Consider the following 19,687-nt stretch of genomic DNA (forward strand, 5'->3'; position numbering starts at 1 on the left):
ACAAGTCGGACAGGTCAGACAAGTCAGACGAGTCAGACACCAGTACCCCGTCAGCAACTTATTGGGGCTCCGACTCGTCCGACCTGTCCGATAAGGTTCCCTTGATTAGGCACCCCGGCAAAGGGCTTTGGGCACTCGCCAACTCATAGAGGACCCTCGGGGCAGTCGTTACTTAGGGATAGCGGAGATGAAAAGTGGTTGTTTGTTTTGCAAACTACCGAATTCTTGGTATCTTGTAGCCAGAAAGCAATTAACTACTCATTAAAAAAGATAATAAGCGTATGAAGACAATCGTTAGAAGATTACTCGCAACAGCTCTTTTGCTAGTCGGTGTAATGGCACTAAGTGCTCAGGCACAAACCCCTATGACTATCTCGCTCAATGATAGCCCTACGAGGCTACAGGTGAGCCACTCTATTGAGGTGAAGATTATCCCTTCTACCAAAAATGAGATGGTAGTGGTGGAGGAGGGCAAGGGCGGTACTTTTAAGTACACCTTTGAAAATGGCAAGCTCACTCTATCCCGTGAGAAGAAGTCTCGCCACAGGTGGTTTAACTTCGGAGAAGATGATATCGAGGTGGAGCTCTATGTGACCAATGTGACCAAGCTAGAGGAGGTGAGTGCTTCGGGTGCTAGTGAGGTGGATATCAAGCAGAGCCACGCTCTGAATATCCGTAGGGTAGACCTTTCGGGAGCAAGTAGCTTTGAGGCTCAGGGCTCACTCAGGTCGACGAGTGTGATCCTATCGGGTGCTAGCGAGTTCGACTTTGATGGATCTATCCAGCAGCTCATTGTTGATGGCTCTGGGGCTTCGGATATTGAGGTAGATGGCGATATCACAGGTAAGCTATCTGTAGATCTCTCTGGAGCCAGCTCTATGGAGTACAAGGGGCGTGTGAAGGAGGCCAAGATTGAGGTCTCTGGTGCTTCGAGCTTTAAGGGCAAGCGTGCCACTGCCGACACTGCATGGCTAGAGGCCTCAGGTGCCAGCAAGATCACCCTCCCCACCAAGGATTGCAAAAGCTCTACAGCTTCGGGGATGTCCTCTATCAACTCCTAATCAGTCAACTGACCAAATAAAAGAACTCTCCTCCATTTATCCAGAAGGGTAAATGGAGGAGAGTCGTCATTAATAGGTCATTAAGTGTTTCCTTAATTATTGAAGCTTATATCGACCTGCTTTAAGGTCTTGGTATGTTGGGTTATAGAGGTTATTATTGACTTTGCTGCTGGTCCAATTGGATTCATTAATCTGACCATTCTCTACCAACTGCTTGAGACCCGAATAATCCATTAGCACAGTGCAGTACGCTATCTCCACCCTCTTGACTTTCTGAAGGTGTGATAGGAAGTTTAGATGTGTCAGGCTCTCATTTTGCTCCCAGTAGCCACGGCCACCAAATTTTATGGCTCCTACCTCTGTTAGTTTAGGGAGGTTAGCATCCTTGAAGTATTTAGTCTGAAGGTCTAGATCTCCTCCCACTTTTTCCAGAGCAGGCATATCTAGGTACTCAGTAGCGGCACCTCCTAAGTCTAGGTTTTCACCTATTTCTTTTAATCCCTTGGCTGTGACTTTCTTGAAATTGCTAGTTAGTTTGAGACCCTTTGATATTTTCTCAAGGGTCGCAGGCAACTCCACCTCCTCCATATCGTGAGCCAATTCAAGCATAAAGCTTTGGCACTCCTTTAGCCCTTCCATGATGGGTGCCTTGGTCACAGGTCGGCCATTGTAGCTAATCACTACATCCCCGCTAATAGTTTCAGGAAAGATTATTTTCCCAATGGTATATGGGCTGATGGTTACGTTTTCAATAGATTGAACATGGCTGAGGTCTATCAGATCCACTACCCTATTCTCATCATCGGTAAGGTCGATCTCTAGTCTAGGAATGCTCTTGATATGCTCAAAAACACTTGGTAGATAGCCACTTACGTACAAAAGGGTATTTACTTTCTCTAGCTTTGGAGCTTCGTACTTGGTTAGGTTATCAGGGATGTAAAGTTTGTCTACTTCCGTAAGCTCTGGGAATAGCAAGCTCTCTAGTGCCTTGAATGGGTCACGCTCAAATTGTATGGTCTTTACCCTTTCGAGTTTTGGGAAAGCTAGCTCTTTGATCAGCTTATTGCTCATATCACCTCGCCAATCGCTTTCAAACTTTATCTCCTCAACCTCTTTAAGACTAGATAGATCGAATGTGGTCAAAGACTTAAGCATAGATATATCTATCTTATCAGCCTTCTTCAAAGCTGGGAGGCTGAATGCTTCTAGCGCCTCAGCTTCTTCGAGCTTTATGGATTCAACCGTTTCTAGCTTAGGCATTGAAAAGGAAGTCAGCTCAAGAGGTTTTGAGTAACTTGATTTATTGAGGTGAATATTCTGTGCTACCATAAGCTCAGGTAAGTCCAAAGCTTTTAATTGACTTGCCTTGATTGAGACGTTGCCAAATAGACCTTTGACGCTAGGGATCTGGAAATCGGTTAGATTTTCAGCCTCAATGGATACCGTCCCCATCTCCTCGAGCATTGGCATAGAGATGCTTTTTAGCGAATCACAATTGATCTGAAATCCATTGGGGATTGACTTTACATTCGGAAGGTCAATAACCTTGATGCTATCATTATTACCCATGAATTGTAGAGAACCGATGCGCTCTAGTCCTTTGAGGGGTGATAGGTCGGCTACTACATTGCTGTGCAGGATGAGTTTGTATCTAACTTCTTTTAGCTTAGCAAGCCCCTCGAGTGAGTGAATACTATCTTCGGCATTTTCTGCACCGAGGATCAGATTGCCATTGATGATATCCACTCCTTGGGTTAAGAACTGTGCCACCTCCTCATCGGTCGTCAGGTGAATGGCGCTATTAAGTGCTACGTCGGTAGACTGCACCTTTACGGTGTAGGTACGTGTGGCTCCACTATATGAAGTCACGGTAAAGGTCTGAGACTCCATCCACCCTTTTACCTCTTCGGGCTTGGGCGAAACAGATGCCAAATCGCTGAGATTGTATTTCGCTGTGAGCGATGTACGGGCGACATTGGAGGGAATTCTGACTGTTATCTCATCACCTTGTAGGCTACCTTTATAGGTTTCTCCATCTGGTGCTGCCAGCTGAAAGGAGAGGAAGAAATTATCTTCTCCGCTAAAGGGATCTACTTTTTTACACCCTGTAAGAGTGCTAAAAAAGAGGAGCAATCCCATCAATAGTATGGTTGGTTTATTATGTGTCATAATCTTGTGCTAATCCTTAATAAATTTTCCATCTTGTAAGTCATACAAGCTTGGCTGATAGTATGTGTTGTTGGCGTATAAGTATGTAATAGAGCCATTGGCTACTGCTCTCTTAAGGAATGAGTAGTCTTTGAACGCCTTGAGGTTATTAAACTTAACGTAACGCACCTTTTCGAGTGCAGATAAACCGTTGAGGTTAGTCAGTACATTATTGGCATTTTTAGGCCAATAGCATTGGATCACTAGCTCAACACTAATGGTCTTGAGCTGTGGCATATCTAGCATCTCCAAGTCGTGTAGGTTAAAGCTCATCTTCTCTACTGATTGTAGTTTTGGTGCCACTAGTTTTTTCATAGCACATTGAGCTTGAATCTCCTTATTCCTTCCATCGAATGCTGATGAACTGTAGTTATAATCTATTTTCTTAGCCTCCTCCAATAGTGGGAAGTTAAGGGAAAGCATATTCGAGCAGTCCATTGTGATATCTCCTGCTTTCGTGAGCATTATCTGAACCTCTTGTGGCTCTGCTAGGTGATAGTTGGACACCTTAAAGATTTCTGATACCTCTTCCACCCCACTCATCTTGAGTAGTTGCTTCACTTGCATCATGGCGTCACCTTTTATCTCCACTTTCTTCATCACCTTTGGAAGGATAAGATCCTCTACATTTCGGCACCGCTCTAGCATGATTCCCTCAATGCCTGTATTGCTAAAGTCCCAAACGCCACCAGCATTGATATCGACTAGTGATACACTCGCTACTTTCTTCAATTGATTGGCAAAGGCGGTTATATCTTGTAGCTTTGAGAGATTTGTAAACTCTAGCTTGCCATCAATCGTCTTTACTCCAAACTGATTGAGATCGGAGAGTCCACACCCATTGAGTATGAAGTCACCATGGATGCTCTCTAGATGCGGTGCAATGAGGGCAGAGAGAGAGGTAGCATTAATAGATAGCTTGCCACACTCTTTGAGCTCACTCAAATAGAATTGACTGATAGCCACACCACTCATCTCAATATCAGCCACGGACTGTAGCTTATTGAGACTCAATACTCCGAGCACTTTGAGTGTCTCGAACTTCAAATTGCCACTGATCACCTCAAGCTTTGGCGTGGTGACTGTGGATAATTTGGCGAGGTTTTTAAGCCTCCAATCACCATTGATCTTTTTAAGCTGGCGTGCAGTAAGCGTGCTTAGCTGACTACACTCTTCAAGTTGGATTGACCCGATCTCTTCTACACTGGGGAGGGAGAGCTCCCTTACCATTGCCTTGGTGGCTTTCAATTGACCATCAAGAGCGATTAATTCGGGGAAGGCGACTTCATTCAGAGATGCTCCTGAAATGACAATATCGCCATATACCTTTTTCAGGTGTCGGAAGGTACCATTCTGTAGTTTATCGCTTTGCAGGAAGATGCTTCCAACCTCCTTCACATTTCGTAGTCCTGAGAGGTCTTTCCCCTTGTAGGTAGGATTGATGATGATATTATAATCCACCTTTTCGAGCGTGGTCAGTGCATCAATATTGCTAATGGAGTCCGTACCAGTGGTGGCTCCAATGATCAGATGCCCCTCTACGTGTCTTACCCCCTTTGCCACAAAAGCTTTAACATCATCATCTGTCACTAGCTTGACGCTGTTTGGAGCCTCTGTAAAGGATCTGGCTATCTTGACAAGATAAGTACGGTGCTCCCCAGAGTAAGAGCGAACCTGGAAAGCTTGGTCGTTATTCCAATTGTCGATCTCCGTTGGCTTTGGTAAGATTTGTGCCTGATCGCTTATGCGATAAGCAACTTTGGCACTTGAGAGGTCGGCATCAGAGGGCACCTCTATCTGGAAAACATTCTCATCAATAAGAGAGGCGGTATACTTATGGCCCTTGCTATCGGTGAGAGATAGCTCTAGTAGTCTATTATCTTTCCCTGAGAAGGGAGTCTCAATCTTCTCTTTGCATCCTGTTGCTGAAAGCAAAAGTAGCACGAGGAGTAAAGACTGTATTTTAATTGATTTCATACTTTATTATTTCTCCTTGTAAACATCAATGAACTTAAATACCTCGGTAGAGTTTTCGCCCAACCAGCCTGCCGAAATGTTGAGCCCAGTCTGGACCTTAACAAAGTCGATATACTTTAGATTTACTGGCTGCAACTTGTGGTCAATGGCATGGCTGATCTTGAAGTGATTGGCATTTGGTGCAGCGAAGTAGTTATCATCATCTGTTAGCCTATCAATAGGGCTGAAGTTATCGGCATAACCCCAGTCGAACTCTTGATTTACCCAGTAGGTTCCTTGCCCACTTTGATCAAACGTCCGACTTGCCAAGCACGTACCCCTCAACATGTAGGTGTCATTCTTTACCCAAAGAGGGTAGTAGAAGTCTTGCTGATGGAATCCAAGCCAATCAACGGACCCACGGTTGCCTCTATTATCCGTCCACATAGTATTGGCTTTTTTCTGAGTTGGGCGGTAGTAGGTGATCTCATAATCTTGTATGGTTTCGGGCTTGCCCGTTTCGCTACCCTTCAGTTCGTACCAAGTGTCATTAGGGAGACCATCACCATTTTCATCCTGCATCACCCAGACGATTCCTGGCTCCGAGCTACCCTTAAAGGAATTGCCCATAATGGCGAAGTCATAATCCCCTGTATTTTTAATGCTGTGGTCAAACCCTACAATAATGTAGCCGCCAAATCCGCCAAGCGATACATAGGCATTACTCTCAATGCGACTTTGGGCATATTGGCAAGCCTCTTCCATCGTATGGGCAATGTATCCTTCATTGACGAACTGCCCTGGTGCTGGCAAGAATTCAAATACCTTTACTACATCACGCTTGCTGGTGCCCTCCACGAATGGACGGTAGTATTGGTTGGGCTCCAGGACTTGAAGAGTGAGCGAGGCTTCACCCTTCTTATCTCCCTTTTTGCCGATAACCTTGACTTGATGATTGCCCGTCTTGGCTGCCTCATAGGTGAGGATAGAGCCCTGCTCGCCCTCTACCTTCTTGCCATCTACGTACCACTCAAAAGTCATATTTTTAGAGGAAGGCACATTCGCTGGGATACGAATGGTTCGGCCCACTGTGGCGGCACGAATATCACTGTCGAAGCTGACCTCAACAGGAATCTCATTGACTACAGTAAGGCGAATCAGATACTCATCCTCTCCATCTTCATTGACTGCTTTGAGGGTAACAAAGGAGACGCCTGCCTTGGCCCCCGTAAAGGTATAGGTCATATCCTCCGACACCACTTGATTGTCTCTGATCCAGGTGAGCTTAAGCCCCTCCTTATTATCGATGATAGGGGTAAGCTCGTACTTCTCACCCACCTCTACGATCGGCTCTCCCCCCCCTTCTATAGAGATAATGGGGAGCTGAAACTCAACCACCTCCACCTTGGCATTGGCTTTTGCTGTACCGCTAGGTGTGGTAACCGTAAGGGTGAGGTGGTGCGTGCCTAGCTCATTGGAGCTAAAGACAAGGGTGGGCTCTGTGCCCAGTATCTTTCCCTCTTCACGCCAAGCATATACCGCATCCTCCTCAATATTCTCAAAGGTAGGAGTAATCTTGATGAGTCGGTCTGGCTTGGTTTGGTAGTTAGCTTGCTCCAACCTTACTATTGGTGGAAGCACTTTTTCAATCTTGCGGCAGCTCGGTAATATGAGCGATGCTAGCAAGAGAAAGCTCAGAATGTACTTAATTCTCTTCATTTCTTGAGTTGTTATTATTCATTAGTTGTCTTATCTTTTTTACGTTGCTCGTAGAGGAAGGCAAAATGCCCTGGGATGTCGCCCGTATCGACCTTCCACTTGAGACGACCAAACTTGCTATAGCAGCGCAAGGTGCCTGGTGTTACATAGTCAATAGCATCGGTAACGTAGATATCTCCATTCACAGGGTTTACCTTTACGCCATAAGGGATGGTAATGTCTTCGTCGGTGCCATCTTTGATAAAGTTGCGACTCACCACCTCGTGAGTTTTTACATCAAAAATACCATAGGTGATGGTATTGGTATTGGTGAGGTAGCTCCATTCGACCGAGTAGATATAGGCGAGGTCGCCACTGATATCCAAGTTGGTCACAGCTAGGTCGAGGGTATCTGTCACTTCCTCTGTATCAAGGTCAACAAAGAATGTCCGAGAGGGCACATAGTAGTAATCCCCTCTGCTGGTACAGATCAGCTCGTTGTAGGGCGTAAGACGGAGACGGTGTAGATTGATCGCCACCTCAATGGTATTGACCACTTCAAAAGTCTCTAGGTCGATAACCGAAATGGTATTGTCGTAATTAGGAAACATATAGCCTCCAGAGTTGGCGACGTAGATCTTGCCATTTGTGATTACCAGTTCCTCAGGCTGGTACCCCACATTGCACTGCCGTGTCACTTCAAGGGTGGCGGTGTCAATTTCGCAGACCATTCCCACCCTTGCATTTTGATTGAACTCAACGGGTGCCACATAGGCCGAAGCGTATGCCTTGCCATCGTGAAACTTTATATAGCGGACGTTGGGTATCTTGACAACTCCTAAGTGCTTTGCCGTGTAGGCATCCATCACCTCGATGAAGTTGGAGACATTGATCACAGCATAGAGTTTTGAGCCATAGATACCGATGTCATTGCCGACATCTCCTAGCTCTTTAACCATCGTCGGATTGGTCTCGGCATAGATATTTCTGTGATAGGTCCCTGTCGCGAAATCAAAGTAATCTAAGGTAGACTTATTACTACCCATATTACCTTCATTGAGCAGGTAGAAGCCCTTTAGCTGACCTAAGTTTTCTTCCCCCACATTGGTCTCATGGGATAGAGAGTGGATAATCTCATACTCTCCTCTACATCCTACCACTAATAGGAGTAGTATCCCTACAACGACACTGAGGGGCTTATAATTCATTCTCATAATTGGTAAGTTAGAGTTAGCTTGTAATTACGCCCTGGCATAGGGTAGTTGATCACAACGTCGTAGTGCTGGTTAAGGAGGTTGTTCACATCTAGATTGATCCTGAACAGGTGCTTCTTCCCGAAAAGGAAGTCTTTTCGAAGCGAGATATCGTGCGTATACCATGGGAGCATACGGCTATTTTCATCATTGAATTTAGCATTATACCGCTTTCCTGTGTAGATAAAGCTGTAGTTGAGCCCCCACGATTTGTACTCTGCTCCAGCGATAACCGACCCACTATGCTCAGGGATATAGACTATCTGGTGTCGGTAGTTCTTAACTTTGGGGCTTGTCACATCAAGAGCCTTCTCATACGTGTAGCTTAGCCGAAGTGTGGCGACAAGCTGCTCAATAGGCTCCACAGCAAGGTCTAGGTTGGCTTCGGTGCCGAATATATCTACTTTGCCTAGATTGAGCATGGTCCATCGGAACATATTACCGGCGGGTACGGCTACAATCTTATCCTTAATCTTATTGAAGTAGCTCTCCACACGAGCATCAGCGTACTTCACGACCGATGAGCCCTTGGGTCGCCATCGGTAGCTTATGCCGAAGTCGTACTGCTCAGCATACTCTGGTCGGAGCACAGCATTCCCAATAAAGGTATAGTAGAGGTCGTTAAAGGTGGGCATCCTAAATATATTTTTGTAAAAGGTATGGACCTTTAGATCCACCTCTTTGAATGGCTTGAGAGATAAGAAGAAAGAGGGGGTCAGCACATTCTTGGGCGGTGCCCCAACATTGCGCTCTACACTCTCACGCACTATGGTGCCCAATAAAGCTGCCTGAAAGGTAATCCATGGAAAGCTTACCTCACCAGAAACTACTCCCATAAGCGTCAGACGCTTAGGGTATGAAAAGTTGACAAGATTGGCATTCAATGTGTTGTATCTAGCATCTGTCGAGAGGCCAAATCTTAGCCACTTAGTAGCAATAAACTCTTGAGCTATGGTAGCATAAACTTCGTGCTGCTCATATTTATTATCCACATAGAGGGGGCTGGTCCACTCTTCATCAAGATAGCGGGTGTAGTCATTGGCATACTTTGCTTGAGCCTGTATGCTATACCACTCATTCACCTTTTTAGTCAGCTTACCTTGGAAAAAGAAGTTTTGGTCTTCTAGCCGTTGTCCGTGCTGAAATACGTTACGAATGATGGGGCCAGGCAATCCTCTTTTAGAGTGGTAGTAGTACCCTTGCAGATCCCATTTACCCTCTTCCATCTTCTTGAAAAGAGCCAGTTCCGCTCTAAGTGCAGTGATATCTCCATTCTGCCGAACTGCCACGGTATCATAGGCAATAGTGCCATCCTCAAATACTCGCTTGTACCTAAATGGGTATTTACCGCTAGAGGAGACAAACTCCACATTGGCACTCAGGGCAAAGTCATTGGGGAGCTTTTGCTCTACCAAGACTGATGGAATCACCGTGGCAAAGGAGCCGGCACGAAGATGTGCCCGAAGGTTGGTACGCTTACCTTTACTGAAAGTCGGCTGCCTAGTTTCAATATAAATGGAGGAGGCCGAAGCGAAGTGCTGAGCTGGCTGAAAGAGATCGCTCTTCTGCCCATTATAAAGGCTTACCGCTTCCACATTGTCTAGTGAAAACTTACCAAGATCAATTTGCCCATTTTGTGCATTTCCAAGCTTGATCCCATTGTAAAACACGCCGAGATGATTGGTACCCATGCCTCGCACATCTACCGTTTTCAAGCCGCCTAGTCCGCCATAATCCTTAATCTGTATTCCTGAGAAATACCTTACGGCATCAGCAATTGATATGCTACTCAATTTCTGTAGCTGTTTACCTTCAAGCTTCAACCCTGGAATCACCTCTCGGTGTTGCTGTGCCGTTACGGTAAGGTCGGGTAGTAGATACACGCTATCGAGCTGTGCCCACGCCGAGAGGGTTGTGAAGCATAGCAAAGTGATCGTTAATACCACTCCCCTTAAAGCTTTAGTTGCTTCTATCAACTTTAACATACAATGTATAGAAAAAGATAGGTGTGCAGACTAGAGTAAGTATCATTGCTCTAGTCTGCACACAATATTTCAATATAAAATCAAGTTATTTATTGATAAACTCATCACTAAATCTGTAAGCGAAGTCAATACCTGCCGTACTTGCACCCCTTTGGGTAGGGTAGTGATATTTATTCAGTTGTTTGATAGGATCAACCATCACATCATATTCAAAGATATCAGAGTCAACATACGCTGCCGTTCTACCTACCCAAAGATGCCCAGTGGTAGGATGCACTCCCATAATTCCATAAATATTATAGAAAGAGTAGCCTTCCTTGAACGCTGGCACATAATGGAGGTCGAGCTTCTTTGTCTCATAATTGTATCGTGATGCTGTAGAAGCGTTGAATTCCGCAACATCTACAAAGTAGAGATGTGGCTCAGTAAAGCTAGCACAAATGCCAATTGCTGGACTCCAGGTAGCCACAGGGAAGACTACAGTATTTGGCATCTTATGCTCTTGGATTACTGTCCCTTCATGATCCATCTCCACAATGATTGGATCGGAGGTAAACTCTGTATTCCACTGCTGATTTCCCTTAAACTCACCCGCGAAGGGCACAAATATATGTCCATTAGCTCCCTTTACGATACCTTTCGCCTGACGCCCCTTGTACTCTAGACGCTTGCTGATAGAGTTAGTTTTAGGATCAATGATAACCATCCCGTGTCCACAGGCAGCATAAACTTTTCCGCGAGAGAAGACGAGACGGGTTTTGATAGCCCCCTCTGTGGTAAACTTTCCAAAGGTTCCCTCTACGGTCTTATCTATCTTTAGTTTCCTGTTTTTATAGACAATCTTGATGATACCAGAGGTCTGCTCCATATTGCTATCGGACCATTGTACATATCCAAGAGAATCATTGCAGATCACTATGTGCTGTGGCCATGTGCCCTCTCCCTTAGGAGATTTGAATACAAACGAATCGGCATACTCCATCTTCATAGTACGGGCATCACACACCACAAAGCGTCCAGCACCATTCATGCGGTCACCATTTTGTGTGATGAGATAGATCTTGCCATTTGCCATATACATGTCTTGGACCACATTGCCTATCTCCAAATGGTTATTGGCATTCTCAAAGATATTGAGATACTCATTATTATTCTTGTCGTAATAGACTATGGTACCATTGACTGTGGTCATATTCCCTTCGCATACTACAAAGGTACCTGCAGGATCTGTATAGTCAATCGATGCAATCACCTCAATTGAAGCAAGGTAGGTAGCACCATTTCTTCCTAGCCCCATCAGGGTGATGATTCCACCATTGTATGATTGCCCTAGTGTTTGCTTTGGAGCTTTGATGCGAACCATTTTCTTTTGGGCATTGACTTGAAGGCTCCACCCTTCTGGTACCTTAATCTCCTCAATAGTAGCTATATCCTCAGCGGTCAGCTTAATATTCCTTGCTTCATTGAATTTGAAAACGTGATAGTGGTACTCTCCTTCAGGCTTCTCAAAGGCAAATATCTCAAATCCTGTTTTTGGGATAGTAATCTCCTCACCATTGGTAAGGACAAATACCACTGCATTGCTTTCATTTCGGACAGATTGGAAAAAGGAGTCGCCATCTTTTCCCACAGCTGGTACTTCCTTACCTTGATCGTTCTTAATCCTTTCGCCATCTAGGGTCCAGTAACCATCCTTATCCACCCCTATAACTGGTGAGTGACCATCTTGACCATCTACTCCATCCTTGCCGTCCTGACCATCGATACCATTCTTGCCGTCTTTTCCAGCGACAGGAATTTTATTGCCATTCTTATCTTTGAGCCATTGGTCTTTGCCACCAAGTGTCCAGTAATAGATGCCCTCTTCCTCTTGGATCCCAAGTTCAGGGGCATCTAAGCCATTTTTGATGGTGACTTTTGTTCCGTCGTTGAATTTGATTTCATAGCCACCATCAATCTCATTGATCTCATCAATGGTCTTTTTCTCTTGCTGAGCCTTCACCACCTTTTGCAGGTTGGAGATATCAGTTTTTGTTTGGGCAATCTCCTTCTTGATGTTTTCAATCTCTCCCCATAGGTCGCTATCATCATACCGATAACACCCCGAGAATAAGAGGCCCACTAGTGATAGCAATAGCCAGACTTTCTTCGTTCTCATACTCACTACATCTATTCAAAGTTTTCACAATCAGCCGTCACCATTGGTATGGTGATCGCTGAATACATTTATTCAGTGTCAAATGGCTATCGTGCGGAGATGTAATAGAGTAGCAGGTTGACTAGAGTTTAGGAGTTAATTATGTTTTTGTTTCTCTAGAATTAGCCGTTGCCAATGCAACATTATAAGCTTAATAAGTATCCCTCTATCTCTAATGCTTCAGTGCCTCGGAAGCCATTAAAGCAGTTATCGGCAGGTCTTCTGACTTACTCCAGCTTTCGCACACCTTCCCAAGAGACACTATGCTCTAAGTGGTATGTTGATAGATTAGCTAAGCTATTTGGAGCTTACAGTAGCGGGTACTGTCTAGGATTTGCACCTAGTTCCCTTTTCACCAATCGCCCTAAGAATAGGGTTATGGCACCGTTAACATCTTATATTCTTTGCAAATGTAACCAAAAGATTTCAAATTGTCCTAAATATCAAAGAGGATAGTTAGGCCGTAGATTCAAATGATCTATTTGAAATTTATGTTCTGTAGAGTGCATCTCACGTAGTCGAGTTGCTTAAATATAAAGGGGTGGTGCAACCAACGGTTGCACCACCCCTTTTTGTATGCTAGGCGACGTCGCTTACTCTTCAGTAGCGGGAGCCTCCTCTGCTGGAGCCTTAGCTTCGGTAGCAGCCTCTGCCTCAGCTTTTGCAGCTGCTTCAGCTTCTGCCTTTGCCTTCTCCTCCTCAGCCTTCTTCTCTGCTAGAGCTGCCTCACGAGCCTTATTCACCTCACGCTCAGCCTCTAGTGCTTTCTTAGCTGCTTCACGCTTAGCTGCCTCGTCCTTGCTCTTGATCTGAGCTACCTCAGAGTTCTTGCCTTGCTTCCACGCCTCAAAGCGCTTCTGAGCCTCTTCCTCTGAAAATACACCCTTCTTCACACCGCCTTGTAGGTGCTTCATCATCATCACACCTTCGCGTGAGAGGATGCTGCGTGCGGTATCGGATGGGGTGGCACCCACGTTTACCCAATAAAGTGCTCTATCAAACTTCAGGTCGATAGTTGCTGGGTGGGTATTAGGGTTATATGTCCCCAAAATCTCTACGAAGCGGCCATCACGAGGGGCACGCTTGTCGGTCACTACAATCTTGTATACAGGGTAACCCTTGCGACCGTGTCTTTGCAATCTGATAACTGTTGCCATCTTTGATTTGTAAATAATTAGTGATTAAACTCTGCGCCCCACGGTCTCCCGACACGGGTACACGACCCTACGGGGTGAAACGCAACCGCAAAGGTACCTATTATTTTGCAAGTAACCGACTATTTTGCACAATAAAGTGGGGCACTGGGTAGTGGCTCTGATAATTTTGGTAGTTTTGTGGATAGTTCAAGTGTATATATATAATGAATGATATCATACTTAAGGGGGTGAGGGTGCATAACCTCAAGGGGGTGTCGCTGGAGATTCCACGCGACCAATTGATCGTAATTACAGGGCTGAGCGGTAGTGGCAAGTCGTCGCTCGCCTTTGATACGCTCTATGCCGAGGGACAGCGAAGGTATGTAGAGAGCCTAAGCGTCTACGCACGTCAGTTTGTCAGCAAAATGGCAAAGCCCGAAGCCGATCTGATCAGTGGCATTCCACCGGCCATTGCGATTGAGCAGAGGAAGTTTAATCGTAGCCCTCGCTCTACCGTCGGCACCGTCACTGAAATCTACGACTACCTCCGAATGCTCTATGCGAGGGTGGGACATACCTTTAGCCCCATCAGTGGTCAGGAGGTGAAGCGGCACACCACGAGAGATGTGCTGGAGTATGTCAATAGTCTTCCCGAAGGGACTAAGTATATGGTTTGTGCCCCTATCACACTGCCACAAGAGCGTACGGTGGCGGAGCACCTGGAGCTACAGCTTGCCAATGGCTTTAGCCGCGTCTTGGTGAAAGACAAGGTGGAGCGAATCCAAGACCTCTTACAGGAGGGAGCAAAGCTGCCTCGTACCGCCAAAGACCTATCACTCGTCATTGACCGATTGGTGGTGCAACCGGATAACGATGCCACCAATAATCGACTAGGAAATTCAGTGGAGACCGCTTTCTTTGAGGGGAGAGGAACAGCACTAATTGTGCACGACGAAGGGGTGGCTACCTTCAGCGACCGCTTCGAGCTGGATGGCATCACCTTTGAGGAGCCTTCTGATAAACTCTTTAGCTTCAATAGCTCCGTCGGTGCGTGCCCCACCTGCGAGGGGTACAGCCAAGTACTGGGGATCGATGAGGATTTAGTGATTCAGAATAAAAATCTCTCCCTCTACGAGGAGTGCGTGATGCCATGGCGGGGTGCCAAGATGAGCGAGTGGCAGAAAGACTTTATCCGCAAGACGGAAAAGCTCAACTTCCCTATCCATCGCCCCTATCGGGAGCTAACGGAAGAGGAGAAAGACCTCCTGTGGAATGGCAATGGACTGCCCGAAATTCATGGCTACAGCCGAGAAAAGATCTATGGCATCAACGACTTCTTTGACCATATCAAGGAGCGACAGTACAAGATGCACTACCGAATTATGCTGGCACGCTATCGTGGCCGCTCTGTCTGCCCTACCTGTAAGGGCAAGCGACTCCGCAAGGAAGCCCTCTATGTGCAGGTGGGTGGCAAGAATATCTCCGAACTAGTGACGCTCCCTATTAGTGAGCTCAGGAAGTGGCTCGAGGCACTACAGCTCTCCGAGCAAGACCTCAAAATCGGTCGTCGACTGCTGGAGGAGCTTCGCTACCGAGTGGGCTTTATGGATGATATCGGTTTGGGTTACCTCACACTCGACCGTGTGGCGGGCACCTTGTCGGGAGGCGAAGGGCAGCGTATACAGCTCGCCACGTCGCTAGGCGGAGGGCTGATCGGCACCCTCTATATTTTGGACGAACCAAGTATCGGTCTGCACGCTAGAGACACTCACCTCCTCATAGATATCATGCACCAACTGAGGAATATGGGCAATACCGTGGTGGTGGTAGAGCACGACGAAGAGGTGATGAGGGCAGCCGACCTGATCATCGATATGGGTCCCGAGGCGGGAATTGGCGGCGGAGAAGTGGTCTTTATGGGACGCCCTGATAAGCTACCCGCCCGCTCCAAGAGCTACACCGTGAAGTACCTACAGGGCAAGGAGCAGATCCCGTGGCCCAAGCGACGCCGAACCTCCAAGAGCACCATCACGGTGGAGGGCGCCTATCTCCACAACCTAAAGGATATTGATGTCACCATCCCACTTGGGGTGATTACGGTGGTAACGGGGGTGAGTGGCTCGGGCAAGAGTACCCTGGTGCGGGAGATATTTTACGAAGGGGTAGAGCGATTGATAGATAAAGCTCCGCTCACCAAGATTCCTTGTCGCAATATCAAAGGGAGTATCTCTAGCCTCAAGGCAGTGGAGTATGTAGATCAGGACTCCCTAGGCATCTCCACCCGCTCCAATCCCGTCACCTATATCGGTGTGTACGATGATATTCGTCGCTTAATGGCTGCGCAGCAACTCTCTCGTCAGATGGGCTTCACGCAGCAATACTTCTCCTTTAATACCGAAGGGGGTCGTTGCGAAACCTGTAAAGGTGAGGGCGTCATCACCATTGAGATGCAGTTTATGGCCGATATCACCATCCCTTGCGATGAGTGTCACGGCAAGCGCTTCAATGAGGAGGTACTGGAGGTGACCTTCCACGATAAAAACATCTCCGATATCCTTGAGCTATCAATTGATGAGGCGATTGAGTTCTTCACCCACTACCAAGATGAGAGCCTCTTTATCCCCAAGATTGTGGAGGGGCTACAGGTGCTCTCCGATGTAGGCCTCGGGTACATTAAACTAGGGCAAAGCTCCAGCACCCTTTCGGGAGGTGAAAGTCAGAGAGTGAAGCTTGCCTCGCACCTCAAGGACAAAGGTAAGCGACCCACCCTCTTTATCTTTGACGAGCCAACCACCGGGCTCCATGTGCACGATATCCACGTGCTGATGAAGTCGTTCCAATCGCTCATTGAGCACGGGCATACCGTGGTGATCGTGGAGCACAATATGGAGGTGATCAAGTGTGCCGATTATATTGTAGACCTCGGACCCGAAGGAGGTGATAAGGGTGGGCAACTGGTTTACCAAGGCACGCCAGAAGGACTGATGGAGGTGGAAGAGAGTTACACAGGTCGCTATTTGAAACAAAAGTACGAGCAAGACCACGCCAAGAAATGAGGCCCGAGAGCGAACTACATTTCATCTGGATGAATCGCCTCTTTAGGCAAGTGACCCTCGAGGGAGAGCCTATTGAGGTACTAGATGTGGGCGAGCTCAATAGTCACGACGGCCCCGACTTTGCCCTCTCGCGAGTTCGGGTAGGAAATATAGAGTGGGCTGGGTCGGTGGAGATTCACCGCCGTGCCTCGGAATGGGAAGCACACAAGCACCAACACGATCCCCGCTACTGCACAGTGGTACTACATGTAGTGCTAGAAGCCGATCGAGAGGTCTACGACCAAGAAGGAAGGCAGGTGCCAACGGCAGTACTGGATATCTCACCCGATATGCTAGCCTACCTAGAGCGTTTGGTGCAAGGCAATAAAAGCCTCCGCTGTATGCCCGAGATGATGGCACTTGGTGAAGAGCCCTTCTTGGATGAGGCCTTGGAGTTGCTCCCCGAGCGTTTGGAGGAGAAGCTGGCACGTCTGCGTAACCATTCGGAGAGTGACCACTTCAATACCATTCTCTATCACACCTTGATGAGATATGTGGGTGCACATCAGAATAATGAGGTGATGCAGCAGGTGGCAGCGAGTCTACCCTATACCTACCTCAAGAAGCACGCCTCCGACCTCGTGGCACTCGAAGCGATGCTCATCGGGCAGGCTGGTCTGCTGAGTGAGACCCCTCGTGATGAGTATGAAGCAAAGCTACTAGAGGAGTATCGCTTTTATCAGCAGAAGTTTGGGCTCACCCCTTTACCTGCCGGTAGCTTTCGGTATCTCCGCTTGCGTCCACCCTCCTTCCCCGCACGTATGCTGGGCATAGTGGCAATGATCCTCCACCATGAGGAGCTGTTGCTCTCTGCCCTCTCTCGGTTGGATAAACCGATAATTGAGCAGACACTTCGATTGGCTCCTAGTCCCTATTGGCAGGAGCACTTCGACTTTGGACGACGGTTGGACGGGCGTCGTGCTGGCGTTGGTCGGCAAACCCTTACGTCATTGATCATCAATGCCATCGTCCCCTCTGCCTACTACTATGCCCAAAAGGTGGGTGACGCCCACCTAGAGCAACGGGCACTCGACTGGCTCTACCTACTCCAGCCAGAGCAGAATCAGTATGTGAAGCTCTTTGAGCAAAATGGGCTACACCCCCGCCATGCTGCCGACACCCAAGCCCTCCTCCAGCTCTACCACCACTACTGCCAACCACTCCACTGCCTTCGTTGCCCCCTTGCTATCGCCTACTTCCGCCACTGCCACCATCGGTAAAAGGGTCATCTGCGGAGGGTACTCTTAAAAGCCACCTCGTCGGGCATAACGATCACACAAACCATTCTGCCTCCGACTCGTCCGATCTGCCCAACCTGTCCGGTTAGGGACTTTATTATATGGGCGTTTTTTGAGAAAATAGGGGGTTAAAGAGTTGGTACAATGGCGGTGATTAGGTAGATTTGTGGAGTTTTAATTGCTATTAACCATTGAAATGTCTCGCAAGCTATGTCTACTTCGCCTATCGACCAACTCAGCCCCACACGCCAGGTAGTGGTGGGTGTGCAGTATCTTTTTGTTGCCTTTGGAGCCACTGTCTTGGTGCCTCTGCTGGTGGGGCTTGACCCCTCCGCTGCCCTCTTTTCGGCAGGTATAGGGACGCTTATTTTTCACCTGGTAACGAAAGGTAAAGTGCCTATCTTCCTCGGTAGTAGCTTTGCTTTCATTGCACCGATTGTGAGTGCTACGGAGCTCTATGGATTGAGTGGTGCCCTTTTGGGAATTGCGGGCGTTGCCTTTGTCTACTTTGTGATGTCGGCACTGATCAAACTCTTTGGCACTAAGTTTATCAATCGTCTCTTCTCGGAGGTGGTGATTGGTCCTGTGATTATGCTGATTGGGCTTTCGCTCTCTAGCTCGGCGGTGAAGATGGCTGAGGGAAATTGGCCTTTGGCGGCGATTTCATTGGCGACGGCTATTGTGGTGACGCTTTATGGTCGAGGGCTGATTAAGTTGATCCCGATCTTTTGTGGCATCATTGTGGGGTATTTGGTGGACCTTATCTTTTTTGATATTGACTTTAGTGGTATTGAGGCGGCAGGGTGGTTTTCGCTTCCACAGCTCACCTTTCCCGAAAAGTTTAGTTGGGCACCGATTATCTATATGATTCCGGTGGCGATTGCACCTGTGATTGAGCACATTGGGGATATTTATGTGGTGAATAGTGTGACGGGCAAAAACTTCGTGAAGGATCCTGGGCTACACCGTACGATGCTGGGCGATGGCTTGGCCTGCTTGGTAGCTTCGTTTCTTGGTGGCCCTCCTGTGACTACCTATTCGGAGGTAACGGGTGCGATGTCGCTGACGAAGGTGACAGCTCCTCGGGTGCTGAGGATTTCGGCTGTTACGGCGATTGTCTTCTCTATGATTGGCAAGGTAAGTGCCTTCCTTAAGAGTATTGATACGGCGATTTTGGGCGGGATTATGCTACTGCTCTTTGGTACTATCGCTGGTGCGGGGATCAATAACCTCCTCAATAGCCGTGTAAACCTCTCTAGTTCTCGGAATATTGTGATCATCTCTGTGACCCTCACAACTGGTATTGGCGGGGCGGTGCTGAGTATGGGCCGCTTTACACTCGGTGGCATCGGCCTTTCAGCGATCATTGCGGTGCTCCTCAACCTAATTCTCCCAGAGACCGAAGCCGACCGTCGGCCTAAGGAGCAGTAACTCGTAAGCCTTTTCCCGCTTTGCGAGCAGGGGGCACGGATTAGATATTTTTAAATAGGGAACTTATCGTTAGGAAGGACCTCTGAGAGAAGGTGCTAAAAAAGCACCCGATAGGGTACCACTCAGCTAGCCCCCGGTCGAGGCTCAGAGAGCCGAAGACCGGCGGGTGTTGAGGGGTCAAAAACCTACGACCCTTGTGGCCGCACAAGCCTATCCAAGTACGACCGCAAGGGTCGATGACATATACCGTGCCTTTTTCCCCGCCGGTCGTTCGGGGGCGTTTGCCCCCTCCGACACGGGGGCTATCTGAATGGCACCCTGGCGGGTGCTCTTATGTCTTTATAGACCCATTATAGACAATTCGTTCAACCAAATCTAATACCTATTGTTAAGCTTTCTAATGCATAAACCGTGGTTTGCGGGAGCTTC

The 19,687-nt window shown here is 47.5% G+C and carries 11 protein-coding genes and 1 riboswitch; of the genes, 4 read left to right on the forward strand and 7 right to left on the reverse strand.

Annotated features, from left to right (window positions below; all coding sequences use genetic code 11):
- Positions 1-281 precede the first annotated feature (281 nt).
- The gene (locus HMPREF3027_RS02835; protein ID WP_083317480.1) at positions 282-1,061 is read left to right on the forward strand and encodes a GIN domain-containing protein; all 780 of its coding nucleotides are present in this window, start codon (positions 282-284) and stop codon (positions 1,059-1,061) included.
- 96 nt (positions 1,062-1,157) lie between these two features.
- Here HMPREF3027_RS02835 and HMPREF3027_RS02840 read toward each other — a convergent pair whose 3' ends face one another.
- The 7 genes from HMPREF3027_RS02840 to HMPREF3027_RS02870 all read right to left on the reverse strand — a co-directional run bounded on the left by HMPREF3027_RS02840 (position 1,158) and on the right by HMPREF3027_RS02870 (position 13,515).
- Complete coding sequence (locus tag HMPREF3027_RS02840) at positions 1,158-3,230, reverse strand: leucine-rich repeat protein (protein ID WP_083317481.1); 2,073 nt, start codon at positions 3,228-3,230, stop codon at positions 1,158-1,160.
- Between the two features lie 9 nt (positions 3,231-3,239).
- Entirely contained in the window at positions 3,240-5,246 is a 2,007-nt protein-coding gene (locus HMPREF3027_RS02845; protein WP_141756213.1) for a hypothetical protein, read from the reverse strand.
- A gap of 6 nt (positions 5,247-5,252) precedes the next feature.
- On the reverse strand, positions 5,253-6,944 hold the full coding sequence (locus HMPREF3027_RS02850; RefSeq protein WP_083317482.1) for a PKD-like domain-containing protein: 1,692 nt from the start codon (positions 6,942-6,944) through the stop codon (positions 5,253-5,255).
- Positions 6,945-6,958: 14 nt separating this feature from the next.
- A complete protein-coding gene (locus HMPREF3027_RS02855; protein ID WP_168165863.1) occupies positions 6,959-8,131 on the reverse strand; it encodes a YncE family protein in 1,173 nt (390 codons plus the stop codon).
- Positions 8,132-8,133: 2 nt separating this feature from the next.
- Positions 8,134-10,161 carry a TonB-dependent receptor gene (locus HMPREF3027_RS02860; RefSeq protein WP_070706905.1) on the reverse strand — a complete coding sequence of 676 codons (2,028 nt, stop codon included), beginning with the start codon at positions 10,159-10,161 and terminating at the stop codon, positions 8,134-8,136.
- A gap of 85 nt (positions 10,162-10,246) precedes the next feature.
- Positions 10,247-12,319 carry a DUF5074 domain-containing protein gene (locus tag HMPREF3027_RS02865; protein WP_070706908.1) on the reverse strand — a complete coding sequence of 691 codons (2,073 nt, stop codon included), beginning with the start codon at positions 12,317-12,319 and terminating at the stop codon, positions 10,247-10,249.
- 233 nt (positions 12,320-12,552) lie between these two features.
- Positions 12,553-12,762: riboswitch (cobalamin riboswitch) on the reverse strand.
- Between the two features lie 189 nt (positions 12,763-12,951).
- Entirely contained in the window at positions 12,952-13,515 is a 564-nt protein-coding gene (locus tag HMPREF3027_RS02870; protein WP_070706910.1) for a 30S ribosomal protein S16, read from the reverse strand.
- A gap of 203 nt (positions 13,516-13,718) precedes the next feature.
- Between HMPREF3027_RS02870 and uvrA the strand changes: the two genes are divergently transcribed.
- The 3 genes from uvrA (at position 13,719) to HMPREF3027_RS02885 (ending at position 19,258) form a co-directional block, all read left to right on the forward strand.
- Positions 13,719-16,550 carry an excinuclease ABC subunit UvrA gene (gene uvrA, locus HMPREF3027_RS02875; RefSeq protein ID WP_070706912.1) on the forward strand — a complete coding sequence of 944 codons (2,832 nt, stop codon included), beginning with the start codon at positions 13,719-13,721 and terminating at the stop codon, positions 16,548-16,550.
- Entirely contained in the window at positions 16,547-17,809 is a 1,263-nt protein-coding gene (locus HMPREF3027_RS02880; RefSeq protein WP_070706914.1) for a DUF2851 family protein, read from the forward strand. The genes uvrA and HMPREF3027_RS02880 overlap by 4 nt, the downstream gene beginning before the upstream one ends.
- 228 nt (positions 17,810-18,037) lie before the next feature.
- Positions 18,038-19,258 (forward strand): uracil-xanthine permease family protein, encoded by a 1,221-nt coding sequence (locus HMPREF3027_RS02885; RefSeq protein ID WP_070706916.1) that lies wholly within the window; start codon positions 18,038-18,040, stop codon positions 19,256-19,258.
- Positions 19,259-19,687 lie beyond the last annotated feature (429 nt).

The sequence above is a fragment of the Porphyromonas sp. HMSC077F02 genome (genome assembly GCF_001815465.1).
Classification (GTDB): Bacteria; Bacteroidota; Bacteroidia; order Bacteroidales; family Porphyromonadaceae; genus Porphyromonas_A; species Porphyromonas_A somerae.

Excerpts from the sequence above, each read along its gene's own strand:
- HMPREF3027_RS02880 (WP_070706914.1), top strand. The coding sequence starts at position 16,547 with ATGAGGCCCGAGAGCGAACTACATTTCATCTGGATGAATCGCCTCTTT.
- HMPREF3027_RS02885 (WP_070706916.1), top strand. The coding sequence starts at position 18,038 with ATGTCTACTTCGCCTATCGACCAACTCAGCCCCACACGCCAGGTAGTG.
- uvrA (WP_070706912.1), top strand. The coding sequence starts at position 13,719 with ATGAATGATATCATACTTAAGGGGGTGAGGGTGCATAACCTCAAGGGG.
- HMPREF3027_RS02835 (WP_083317480.1), top strand. The coding sequence starts at position 282 with ATGAAGACAATCGTTAGAAGATTACTCGCAACAGCTCTTTTGCTAGTC.
- HMPREF3027_RS02860 (WP_070706905.1), bottom strand. The coding sequence starts at position 10,161 with ATGTTAAAGTTGATAGAAGCAACTAAAGCTTTAAGGGGAGTGGTATTA.
- HMPREF3027_RS02870 (WP_070706910.1), bottom strand. The coding sequence starts at position 13,515 with ATGGCAACAGTTATCAGATTGCAAAGACACGGTCGCAAGGGTTACCCT.
- HMPREF3027_RS02850 (WP_083317482.1), bottom strand. The coding sequence starts at position 6,944 with ATGAAGAGAATTAAGTACATTCTGAGCTTTCTCTTGCTAGCATCGCTC.
- HMPREF3027_RS02865 (WP_070706908.1), bottom strand. The coding sequence starts at position 12,319 with ATGAGAACGAAGAAAGTCTGGCTATTGCTATCACTAGTGGGCCTCTTA.
- HMPREF3027_RS02840 (WP_083317481.1), bottom strand. The coding sequence starts at position 3,230 with ATGACACATAATAAACCAACCATACTATTGATGGGATTGCTCCTCTTT.
- HMPREF3027_RS02855 (WP_168165863.1), bottom strand. The coding sequence starts at position 8,131 with ATGAATTATAAGCCCCTCAGTGTCGTTGTAGGGATACTACTCCTATTA.
- HMPREF3027_RS02845 (WP_141756213.1), bottom strand. The coding sequence starts at position 5,246 with ATGAAATCAATTAAAATACAGTCTTTACTCCTCGTGCTACTTTTGCTT.